The organism is Mesorhizobium sp. IMUNJ 23232 (assembly GCF_044326205.1).
Lineage (GTDB): Bacteria > Pseudomonadota > Alphaproteobacteria > Rhizobiales > Rhizobiaceae > Kumtagia.
In genome coordinates, this window is the sequence record NZ_JBIRCY010000027.1 from 85,464 (window position 1) to 95,255 (window position 9,792).

Sequence of the window (9,792 nt, forward strand, 5' to 3'; positions counted from 1 at the left end):
CGCTTTGCCCAACCTCAAAGCGGCGACGCCGCGTCAGGAGCGGGCAAGACCGGTCGTCGTCTCGACGAAGTCGGCGATGGCGCCGACTTCGTTCAGGTCGAACACCGGCAGTCCACCGCCGTCTGCCGGATGGTCGGCGGCAATGGCGACTATGTTCGGATCGTTCGGCGCGAGCGGCGCGGTGTTCCTGGCGTCGAGACGCCGGACCTCGATCTTGCGATGGCTTTCGCGCTTATAGCCCTCGACCAGTACCAGGTCACAAGGCGACATGCGTTCGAGGATCGAGGCGAGGTCGGGCTCGGCTGCGTCGCGCAGTTCGTGCATCAGCGCCCAGCGTACGCCGGAAACGATCGCGACTTCGGTTGCGCCGGCGGCACGGTGACGAAAGCTGTCGGTGCCTTCCTGGTCGATGTCGAAGGCATGGTGGGCATGCTTGACCGTCGATACGGACCAGCCGCGGCGGGTCAGTTCGGTCACCAGCCGCTCGGTCAGCGTGGTCTTGCCGGAATTCTTCCAACCGGTGATGCCGAAGACATTTTTCGTCATGGATCAAGCATCTGCGCGATCCGTTCGGCCTCCGCAAGGTCGGCTGGAACGTTGATGTTGAAGAAGGGATCGATAGACTGGCCGTCGTGCTCGAACAATGGGAAAGCCACGTCGACGGGATCATGCAGGTCGATGAAGGTGTTGACCCTGCCGGTTCCGGATTCAACAAGGAACCGCCCGAGATCGTGGCGTAGCGCCGTCGGCCAGAGCGCAAAAACCGGATGCCGGCGGCCATTGCTCGAAGCGACGGCGATGCGCCCAGGCAAGCCTGCCACCGCGGTTGCGAGATGCCCGGCCAGATCGGTCGGGAAAAACGGCGTATCGCCGGCGACGGTGAGCAAGTATTCGCGGCCTTGCCCGGCGGCCCAATGCATGCCGGCCAAAATGCCAGCGAGCGGCCCGGCATATCCGGGTATTGTGTCGGCAAGAACGGGGAGCGCGAAGGCCGAGAAGCGGGCCGCATCGCCATTGGCGCTGATCGCCAGTGGCCGGATCGGCCCGAGCCGACTGATGATCCTGGCAAGAATAGTCGAACTGCCGAGCGGCAGAAGACTCTTGTCGCCGCCACCCATGCGGCTGGAGCGTCCACCGCAGAGGATGAGGCCGGCGATATCGGTGGAAGCGGTCGTCATGATTGCGCGGTAGCCCGAAGTGGACTTGGCGGCAAGACCGTCACAATCCCTCGGGCGCCATTCCCGGTGAGGTGCTGTTGGCGATCGGCAGGCGTTTGGCGACCACCTGTTCGCGATAGAGCATATAGAGGCCGGACGCCACGATGATGGCCGAGCCCAAGATCATCGGCAGATCAGGCACGTCGCCGAAGACGAGATAGCCGAGTAGGATGGCCCAAAGCAGTGCCGTATATCGGAACGGCGCGATGAACGAGATGTCGCCGGTGCGCATCGCCATAATGATGAACTGGTATCCGACCAGCAGCAGCCCGGCGGCGACGGCGAGTGCGCCGGTTTCCCACATCGCCATTGGCGTCCAGCCGCCCAAGGGATGGACAAGCACGGCGCCCGCGAGCGTCACGATGACCGCCGTCATGACCGAGACAAGGAGCGTCGGCACTTCCTTTGGCACGGCGCGGGTCGAGAAATCGCGGATCGCACCGCATAGCACACTGACCAGCACCGCGACGGAATAGATGCTGAAGCCTTCGAAGCCGGGGCGGATGATGATCAGCACGCCGACGAAACCGACGCCAATCGACAGCCAGCGCCGCCAGCCGACGGGCTCGGCGAGGAACAGTGCCGCGCCCATGGTGACGACGAGCGGCAGGGCTTGCAGGATCGCCGAGACGTTGCCGATCGGCAGATGCGCCAGCGCGATGAGGAAGAAGATTGTCGCGCCGAGTTCGCAGGCCGAGCGCAGGATCACCATCGGGTGGAGGAGCAGGCGAGGTTTGTGGAGCACGCCTTTGTGCCAGGCAAGTGCCGCGATCAGGACGCTGGCGAAAAAGCCGCGTACCAGCATCACCTGGCCCATGTTCATCTCGGTCGAGGACAGTTTTACCAGCGCGTCGTTGACGGTGAAGCCCGCCATGGACACCATCATGAAAAGCGCGCCAGCGCGATTGTGAGACAGGGCCACGGAACGCCTGTTGGATTGCGGTATGGGCCGGCTTATCCACTCGGCGGCGCAACAGCAATGTCAATGCGCTGGTCCAAGGCGGATGCGTGCGCCGAAGGGGCGCGCCACTGCGTCGCGCCCTTGGCCTTGTCGGTGCGACCGGACGTTGCCGCCCCGCGTTCCTTTGCCCGGGATTTCAACCGTCAAGAACGGGAGAAAATCGCCTGCCGCGACCGCGTCACTTCGGCGTCAAGACTTCGGTGCCGCTGCCGTCCTGGCCATAGATCGTCCACAGGCCGTGCAGTGAACCGTCCTCCATGACCTTGTAGACGACCAGGCCATACGACTTGTTGAGCGCATAGAAGGCAGCGAAGGCGTCCTTGTTGCGCATGCAGATGCCTTGCGAGACGGAGCCGCCCGTATTCCATTTGATCGCGCAGGTCGTCTCGCTGCGCAGTTTGATCTCGGCCTCGCCGGTATAGGGCGAGCCGTCGAAATTGGTGCCCGCGACCGAATATTTGCCGCCGATCGACTGGGCGGCGGCTGGCAGAGCAAAGGCGGTGGCAACTGCGGATGCGAACAGTAGTCTGCGCATGATTTTTCCCCCAAACGTGCCGGACCGGGCACGCGGCAGAGACTATGCCGGAAGCGCCGGCACGTAAATCGCCCTCGATGCGGTGGATGTCGTGTTTGGTCGCGCACTCATGCGGGCAGGGTCCAGACATCGATCGGCGCTTCGCGGCCGCGCACCGATACGGGACCGGCCTCGGTAAACCCCTCGATCGATTGGTGGTCGCCTGACGCAAGCACCCGCTTCACCAGCGCGTCGCCGATGCAGACCGAGGCGCCGAGTTCGCGGCACATGGTCTGCAGGCGGCTGGCGACGTTGCAGGTGTCGCCGATCACGGCGAAGGACAGGTTGCGCTCGCTGCCGATCGCGCCGATGACCACCGGACCGTGCTGGCAGCCGATTCGGACGTCGACGGGATCGAAGCCGGCGGCGCGGCGCTCGTCGTTCCATTCGTCGAGCGCTTCACGCATGGCGCGGACACAGCGCAAGGCATGGACGGCATCGTCATCGCCCGGACGGGGTATGCCGAAGGTCGCCATGATGCAGTCGCCGATATAGTTGTCGACCGTGCCGCCATTGTCGAACACCACCTGCTCCATGCGGCCGTGAAACTCGCGCAGCATGTCGAAGACCTCCTCGGCCTTGTGGTCTTCCGCGTAGTTGGTGAAGCCGACGATGTCGGCGAACAGCACGGCGACCTCCTGGCGACGGACCGGGCCGAAGGGTTCGTCGGCCGATGCCAGCGCATCGACGACATTGGGCGAAAAGTGCCGGGCGAGATTGAAGCGCGCACGCTCGGCCTTGGTGTAATCCTCGGCGAGGCGGCGGGTGCGGGCCACCACGGAAGCGATGATGCCGGCAATGATCAGGATGACGGCGATGTTGGTTGCCTGGTCCACCACGTCGACGAAATTAGGGTTGAGATAGAGCCGCAGCCGCTCGCCAACGCCGATGCCGTCCGCAGGCGGCGGCGCGACGATGGTGCCGGGCATGGCGATGACCCACAGCACAGCCGCGGCCCAGCAGATCGCCGCGGCGGTGCCAAGCCAGGCGGCGAGGCGCGGCGACAGCGTCAGCGCGCCGAGGCAGACGAAGATCAGCAGATATTTGAACCCTGCTTCGCGCAAGGTCATGGCGTGTGGCAGCGCCTGATCGTGGAACGGGTTCGGCGCGATCACCACAATGGTGAGGATGATGATGTTGAGGGTTCCCAGCACGAAACCCAACCATATCGGCCGCATGCCGCGGCGAATCAGCGCGTAATTCAAAAGGTTGATCAGGAAAAAGAAGATGAGCGTCGAGATCGAATAGCTGAACGCCGCGTCCCACTTGTTGAGTGCGACGAACAGGATGGCGACGCCGAGCAAGGTGCCTGATGTCACCCAGAACTGCCAGCGCGCGCCCTGGCGTTCGGCGCGCGTCAAAAGCGAAGCCAGCCGTTCGCGGCGGCGTTGCGCGAGATCGTTGTTGTCGAGCGTCGTCATGGGCGAGGAACCGCAATGGTGGGCCGCGATCCGGCGTTAAGCGATCAGGTTCAACCCGAGCTGAATCGCGTACAACCTGATCCGGAGGCTGCGGCTAACGCCGTCGCCCCGCTCAAGTCCAGTCAAAACTTATGATGAGCCGGCTATCAGCCGCCGGTGACGCTCATGTGGCGCGAAACGGCCGGACGGCGGGTGCGGCGGTCGATTACGAAGTCATGGCCTTTCGGCTTACGGCCGATGGCCTCGTCGATGGCGTCGGCGACGCGCTCATTGCCTTCCGACATGCGCAGCGGCGTTCTGAGATCGGCGGCATCCTCCTGGCCGAGGCACATATAGAGCGTGCCGGTGCAGGTGAGGCGGACGCGGTTGCAGCTTTCGCAGAAATTATGGGTCATCGGCGTGATGAAACCGAGCCGGCCGCCGGTCTCGGCGACCTCGACGTAGCGGGCCGGGCCGCCGGTCTTGAACGGAATGTCGGTGAGCGTGAACTGCCGCTCCAGGGTGGCGCGCAGCAGCGACAGCGGCAGGTACTGGTCCGTGCGGTCGCCGTCTATGTCGCCCATCGGCATGGTTTCGATGACGGTCAGGTCCATGCCCCGGCCATGCGCGAAACGCAGCAGGTCGGGAATCTCGAATTCGTTGAAGTTCTTCAGCGCCACCGCGTTGATCTTGACGTGGATGCCGGCGGCCTGCGCGGCGTCGATGCCCGCCATCACACGGTCGAGATTGCCCCAGCGGGTGATCGCCCGGAATTTTTGCGGGTCGAGCGTGTCGAGCGAGACATTGATGCGCTTCACGCCGCAATTGGCGAGCTCGGCGGCGAAGCGCGAGAGCTGCGAGCCGTTGGTGGTGAGCGTCAGTTCCTCCAGCGCGCCGCTGTCGAGGTGACGCGAGATCTGGCGCACCAGATGCATGATGTTCTTGCGCACCAGCGGCTCGCCGCCGGTCAAACGCAGCTTGCGCACACCCTTCTCGATGAAGACGGTGGTCAGCCTGTCGAGCTCTTCCAGCGACAGAAGGTCCTTCTTGGGCAGGAAGGTCATGTCCTCCGCCATGCAATAGGTGCAGCGGAAATCGCAGCGATCGGTGACCGAGACGCGCAGATAGGTGATCGACCGTCCGAACGGGTCGATCATGTCGGATTGCTGCGTCGGCGAATGAAACAAAGCTTTTTCCTTGCCTGCCCCTGATGTCGGTCGTTTGACGCCGTCATTCAAGTGTCCGGTCGCGCCTTGGTATCATTTCGCGGATCGGCGGCGCAATGCATACGATGGTGTGGCCCCATCGCCGGTCCAGTCTGACTGGATATCGCGTGCGGCTTTCGCTTCGGAAAAATTCGGCGTAACCGGTGTCGCCGCCGTGCCAAGGAAAAACGATGACTGCTCCAACCGAACTTCGTGTCTCAAAAGACCGGAAAATGCTGACGGTGACGTTTCCCAACCACCGGCCGTTCGAACTGCCGGCCGAAATGCTGCGCGTGCTGTCGCCCTCGGCCGAAGTCCAGGGCCATTCGCCGGAGCAGCGGGTCACGGTGCCGGGCAAGCGCAACGTCGCGATCCTCAAGATCGAGCCGGTCGGCAACTACGCGGTGCGCATCACCTTCGACGATTTCCACGATACGGGCATCTTCACCTGGCAGTACCTGCATGAACTCGGCCACGAGAAGGATACACGCTGGCAGGGTTATCTCGACGAACTGTCCGAAAAACGCCTGTCTCGCGACTAGGACCGGGAGCTGCCGATGTCGATCATAAAAACCGTCGAGGAACTGGAAGCGCTTTACGGCCAGCCCGGCGAGGCCTCGCTGGTCAAGGAACTCGACCGGCTCATTCCCGAATATGCGACTTTGATCGAGGCGGCGCCCTTCGTGGCGCTGGCGACCGCCGGGCCGGAGGGGCTGGATTGCAGCCCGCGCGGCGATGTCGCCGGTTTCGTGCGCATTCGGGACGACAGGACACTGCTGATGCCGGACCGGCGCGGCAACAACCGGGCCGATTCGCTGAAGAACATCATCCGCGACGGCAGGGCAGGGCTGCTGTTCCTGATACCGGGATCGGGCATGACACTGCGTGTCAACGGCCGCGCCGAGGTGAGCATCGATCCGGAGCTTTGCGCGAGCTTCGTGATGGAAGGAAGGCCGGCGCGGTCGGTGATCGTGATTTCCATCGACACGGTCTATTTCCAGTGCGCACGGGCAATCCGCCGTTCCGACCTGTGGAACCCGGAAAAGCATGTCGACGAAAAGTCGCTGCCGACGCCAGGCCGCATCCTGCAAAAGACCAGCGAGGCGAGGATCGACGGCGAGGCGTATGATCGGGAATGGCCGGAGCGGGCACGCAAGACAATGTGGTGAGAGGCAGCCGCGGCCCAAGCAAAAAACACCGGGTCGCGGCACTTGCCTCGAACTTCACCGAAGCGTGATCCGTGCATCGCGTAACAGTCGGACGTGGTCGTCGTATAGGATCATGCGATGGCAAAGACCCAAACCCTGACGATGCCGTGGAACGACCGCGCGGGACGATTCTCGCCGCTGAAGGCGGCGGTGCTCGCTGGGCTGACCCTGCCGGCGCTGATCCTCATCACGCAATTTGCGACGGGGGCGCTTGGCGCGTCCGGGCCACTTGGCCCGCTCGGCCCCCGACCCATCACCGAACTCATCCACGGCACCGGCGACTGGACGATCCGTTTCCTGTTCCTGTCGCTGGCGGTGACGCCGCTCCGTCGCATCGCCGACTGGCCGAAGCTTATCCTGGTGCGCCGCATGATCGGGCTGGCGGCGCTGTTCTACGGACTTGCTCACCTCACCCTCTACATCGGCGACCAGAATTTCAAACTGCTCCACGTCGCCTCGGAAATCGTTCTGCGATTCTACTTGACCATCGGCTTCGTCGCCTTGCTCGGGCTCTGCGTGCTGGGCGCGACCTCCACCGATGCAGCCATCCGCAAACTGGGCGGCAACTGGGGCCGGCTGCATAAGATCGTCTATGCGATCGGCATTCTGGCGGCGCTGCATTTCTTCATGCAGACCAAGGCGGACGTCTATGAAGCGACGCTGATGAGCGGGCTGTTCGTGCTGCTGATGATCTATCGGCTGCTGCATTGGCGCCGCTTCGACATCACATCGCCGCTGACGCTTGCCGCCGCGGTGATCGTGGCGGGGCTCACGACGGTTGGATTGGAGTATGCGTGGTACGGGCTGGCGACCGGCATTCCGCCAAGCCGGGTGCTGGCCGCGAACCTGCATTTTTCCTTCTCGGTGCGTCCCGCCTGGTGGGTTCTGGCGGTTGGCGCCGGCGCGGTGGCCGTTCCCTTGCTGCGGCCGTTGCGCGGCGAAAGCCGGGGACCGAAGGGTGGGCGCCGCGCGGCGCGTGCGCCGGCCGGATAGCAAGCCGGCCGGCGTGGATTCCCCCGCCCTCGATGCTGTCAGTCGATCTTCAGCACTTCCGCGATGCGGCGCATGTGTTCGCCGACGAAGTCGCACTCGCTGGGCGTGGCTGTCGCCATCGCCTTCTCGATCAGCGCCATATGGACTTTCAGCGCCTGCATCAGCAGCACCTCGCCTTCGGCTGTCAGCGACAGCCGTAGGATGCGGCGGTCCTTTTCATCGCCTTCGCGCCTTAACAGCCCGCGTTTCTCAAGCTGCGGCACCAGCATGGTGATGTTGGAGCGCCCGACCAGCAGTTTCCGAGCGAGGTCGTGCTGCGAGATGCCGGGATGCCGGTAGAGGTTCATCAGAACGTCGAGTTGCGCCGGCTTGAGGTCGAGCGGCAGCAGGGCGGCGCCCAGCGCCCGCTCCACCGCATGGCAGGCGCGGGCGACGGAGACCCAGTTGCGGAAACGCGGATTGTCCCAGGGCAGTTCTTGATTATTGTTCATTCTTGAACTAATATGTTCACGCTTGAACTATTGGATGGTCCACGATTATGGCATCTTTGGGTTGGCAGGTCATCCGGGCGCTGTTCGGCGCCGGGGAACGGTTGGCGCCCGGTATCGCAGGCCGTGCCGCCTTCGAACTGTTCGCACGCACGCCCAATCCGCGCGCCCAGACCGAGGGCGAACGCAAGGCAGTCTCGCGCGCGGCGGACTTCATGCGCACCGCCCGCCATCACCGCCTGACCGTTGGACAGGACTGCGTCGCGGTGCATGAGTTCCGCCCAGACGCGGGTGCGGGTGACGCGGGCAGGGTGCTGGTCGTGCACGGCTGGCGTTCGCGCACGGAATACATGAAAACCATCGTCGAAGGATTTCGCGCGGCGGGATTCCGGGTATTCGCCATCGACTTGCAGGGTCACGGCCAGTCGGCTGGCCGGCAGCTTACCGTCATGAAGGCGGTCGATGCCCTGGCGACGGCGGCACAATGGTTCGGTCCTTTTGATGCCGTCGTTGGCCATTCGTTCGGTGGCGCAGTCGCGGTCGCCGCCGTCGCCGGCACCGTGAAGACCACGGCTCCGCTGGCCGCCGGCCGCCTTGTGCTGATCGCTGCGCCAAACTCCCTTTTGGACATAGTGGACGGGTTCGCCCGCCAGATCGGCCTTGGCAGCCGTTCGCGCGAGGCGATGGTGGCCCGGATCGAACACCTTGCCGAACGCCGGCTGCAGGATTTCTCCGGCGCACGCCAGCTCGCGCGGCTGCGCGTCCCAACCTTCGTGGTGCACGCACCGGACGACCGGAAGGTGCCGGCGGACGATGCGCGCGCCTATGGCGAGGCCGGCGGTCACGTGACGCTGCATTGGGCGCCGGGGCTCGGACACCGGCGCATCCTCTCCGACGCCGATGTCGTTTCGCGCATCGTCTCGTTCGCGAGGATGCCGGCACAGCTCGCTAGGGCGAGCTGATCCACGCACAAGGGCGAATGGCAAGGGCTTCCTGGTGGCGATCTGAGCACGACTGGAGGGTCGGAACCCGCGGCGCTCCGGGACGGGGCCAGTCGGCACCGTGTGCGTACTCCCATGCGCCTTCATCCATGGCGCGCAAGTGCGACTGCGCTCTTGCGCCGCAAAGGCGAAGCGCATAAACACCCGCCACGCGTCGGGCGATTAGCTCAGTTGGTAGAGCGCTTCGTTTACACCGAAGATGTCGGCGGTTCGAGCCCGTCATCGCCCACCAGATTTTTCCGACGGACGAGAGTTTGGGGCCGGGCCTTCGGGCGCGGCTTCGGATATTTTTGCGGGATGAAGCCTGGTCCTGCTGCGGATCACATCTGACCGCGAAGGCGCGCTGGCCACCGTTTACCTTTTAGTTGAAGTTGGCTCCGGCGGGCAGCGCAATGCCGTAGCAGTTGCCCGCATCCTCAGCGCGCGGAGTGCACTGCGGATGAAAAGTCTGGCCAGACGACCCGCTCTGGCAGGCGGACAGACCGATGACGATCGCCAGAAGGCCGCTCAGCGTAACAAGTGCGCGCATTTGATGCCCCTGCAAAAGCAAAACATGTGCGGCGCTCCTCGATTCGCCGACATGTCGGAACTATCCACCGCAATGCGCGGGCCTGCAAGACCCGCTGAGTCGGATGCTTAACCGGGCGTGCCAATCGGCAACACTCCCTGCAACCCCGACCGAGGCCGGCTCTTGATCGTGGACGGCGCCCGGTCTTTGATGCAGCCTGAGCGGAACCCGGCGAGG

General features: G+C 64.2%; 12 protein-coding genes and 1 tRNA gene. 5 read left to right on the top strand and 8 right to left on the bottom strand.

Annotated features, from left to right (window positions below; genetic code table 11):
* Positions 1-33 precede the first annotated feature (33 nt).
* The 6 genes from mobB to moaA form a co-directional block, all read right to left on the bottom strand.
* Positions 34-546: a molybdopterin-guanine dinucleotide biosynthesis protein B gene (gene mobB, locus ACH196_RS19940; RefSeq protein WP_396648672.1), complete on the bottom strand. Its 513-nt coding sequence runs from the start codon at positions 544-546 to the stop codon at positions 34-36.
* A complete protein-coding gene (gene mobA, locus ACH196_RS19945) occupies positions 543-1,178 on the bottom strand; it encodes a molybdenum cofactor guanylyltransferase MobA (protein WP_396648673.1) in 636 nt (211 codons plus the stop codon). Before mobA ends, mobB begins: the two co-directional genes overlap by 4 nt.
* Positions 1,179-1,218: 40 nt before the next feature.
* On the bottom strand, positions 1,219-2,139 hold the full coding sequence (locus ACH196_RS19950) for a DMT family transporter (RefSeq protein WP_396648674.1): 921 nt from the start codon (positions 2,137-2,139) through the stop codon (positions 1,219-1,221).
* A gap of 217 nt (positions 2,140-2,356) precedes the next feature.
* Positions 2,357-2,713, bottom strand: coding sequence for a hypothetical protein (locus ACH196_RS19955; RefSeq protein ID WP_396648675.1), 357 nt, complete (start codon positions 2,711-2,713; stop codon positions 2,357-2,359).
* A 107-nt stretch (positions 2,714-2,820) separates the two neighbouring features.
* On the bottom strand, positions 2,821-4,173 hold the full coding sequence (locus ACH196_RS19960; protein ID WP_396648676.1) for an adenylate/guanylate cyclase domain-containing protein: 1,353 nt from the start codon (positions 4,171-4,173) through the stop codon (positions 2,821-2,823).
* A 146-nt stretch (positions 4,174-4,319) separates the two neighbouring features.
* Positions 4,320-5,309, bottom strand: coding sequence for a GTP 3',8-cyclase MoaA (moaA, locus tag ACH196_RS19965; protein WP_396648694.1), 990 nt, complete (start codon positions 5,307-5,309; stop codon positions 4,320-4,322).
* 239 nt (positions 5,310-5,548) lie between these two features.
* On the opposite strand from moaA, the gene ACH196_RS19970 reads away from it, so the two are divergent.
* The 3 genes from ACH196_RS19970 to ACH196_RS19980 all read left to right on the top strand — a co-directional run bounded on the left by ACH196_RS19970 (position 5,549) and on the right by ACH196_RS19980 (position 7,558).
* Positions 5,549-5,899, top strand: coding sequence for a gamma-butyrobetaine hydroxylase-like domain-containing protein (locus tag ACH196_RS19970; protein ID WP_396648677.1), 351 nt, complete (start codon positions 5,549-5,551; stop codon positions 5,897-5,899).
* A 15-nt stretch (positions 5,900-5,914) separates the two neighbouring features.
* Positions 5,915-6,526, top strand: a complete 612-nt coding sequence (locus ACH196_RS19975; protein WP_396648678.1) for a pyridoxamine 5'-phosphate oxidase family protein — start codon at positions 5,915-5,917, stop codon at positions 6,524-6,526.
* A 117-nt stretch (positions 6,527-6,643) separates the two neighbouring features.
* Positions 6,644-7,558 carry a sulfite oxidase heme-binding subunit YedZ gene (locus ACH196_RS19980; protein ID WP_396648679.1) on the top strand — a complete coding sequence of 305 codons (915 nt, stop codon included), beginning with the start codon at positions 6,644-6,646 and terminating at the stop codon, positions 7,556-7,558.
* A 38-nt stretch (positions 7,559-7,596) separates the two neighbouring features.
* Here the strand turns inward: ACH196_RS19980 and ACH196_RS19985 are convergent, their stop codons facing one another.
* A complete protein-coding gene (locus tag ACH196_RS19985) occupies positions 7,597-8,049 on the bottom strand; it encodes a MarR family winged helix-turn-helix transcriptional regulator (protein ID WP_396648680.1) in 453 nt (150 codons plus the stop codon).
* Between the two features lie 47 nt (positions 8,050-8,096).
* Between ACH196_RS19985 and ACH196_RS19990 the strand changes: the two genes are divergently transcribed.
* Together ACH196_RS19990 and ACH196_RS19995 are read left to right on the top strand one after the other, a co-directional pair.
* Entirely contained in the window at positions 8,097-9,008 is a 912-nt protein-coding gene (locus tag ACH196_RS19990; protein ID WP_396648681.1) for an alpha/beta fold hydrolase, read from the top strand.
* A 195-nt stretch (positions 9,009-9,203) separates the two neighbouring features.
* A tRNA-Val gene (locus ACH196_RS19995) sits at positions 9,204-9,279 on the top strand.
* Between the two features lie 129 nt (positions 9,280-9,408).
* Here ACH196_RS19995 and ACH196_RS20000 read toward each other — a convergent pair.
* On the bottom strand, positions 9,409-9,576 hold the full coding sequence (locus tag ACH196_RS20000) for a hypothetical protein (protein WP_396648682.1): 168 nt from the start codon (positions 9,574-9,576) through the stop codon (positions 9,409-9,411).
* Positions 9,577-9,792: the final 216 nt, after the last annotated feature.

What these genes read in the sequence shown, in the direction of transcription:
- moaA (WP_396648694.1), bottom strand. Translation starts at nt 5,309, where the DNA reads ATGATCGACCCGTTCGGACGGTCGATCACCTATCTGCGCGTCTCGGTC.
- ACH196_RS20000 (WP_396648682.1), bottom strand. Translation starts at nt 9,576, where the DNA reads ATGCGCGCACTTGTTACGCTGAGCGGCCTTCTGGCGATCGTCATCGGT.
- ACH196_RS19975 (WP_396648678.1), top strand. Translation starts at nt 5,915, where the DNA reads ATGTCGATCATAAAAACCGTCGAGGAACTGGAAGCGCTTTACGGCCAG.
- ACH196_RS19955 (WP_396648675.1), bottom strand. Translation starts at nt 2,713, where the DNA reads ATGCGCAGACTACTGTTCGCATCCGCAGTTGCCACCGCCTTTGCTCTG.
- mobB (WP_396648672.1), bottom strand. Translation starts at nt 546, where the DNA reads ATGACGAAAAATGTCTTCGGCATCACCGGTTGGAAGAATTCCGGCAAG.
- ACH196_RS19970 (WP_396648677.1), top strand. Translation starts at nt 5,549, where the DNA reads ATGACTGCTCCAACCGAACTTCGTGTCTCAAAAGACCGGAAAATGCTG.
- ACH196_RS19960 (WP_396648676.1), bottom strand. Translation starts at nt 4,173, where the DNA reads ATGACGACGCTCGACAACAACGATCTCGCGCAACGCCGCCGCGAACGG.
- ACH196_RS19980 (WP_396648679.1), top strand. Translation starts at nt 6,644, where the DNA reads ATGGCAAAGACCCAAACCCTGACGATGCCGTGGAACGACCGCGCGGGA.
- ACH196_RS19990 (WP_396648681.1), top strand. Translation starts at nt 8,097, where the DNA reads ATGGCATCTTTGGGTTGGCAGGTCATCCGGGCGCTGTTCGGCGCCGGG.
- mobA (WP_396648673.1), bottom strand. Translation starts at nt 1,178, where the DNA reads ATGACGACCGCTTCCACCGATATCGCCGGCCTCATCCTCTGCGGTGGA.
- ACH196_RS19985 (WP_396648680.1), bottom strand. Translation starts at nt 8,049, where the DNA reads ATGAACAATAATCAAGAACTGCCCTGGGACAATCCGCGTTTCCGCAAC.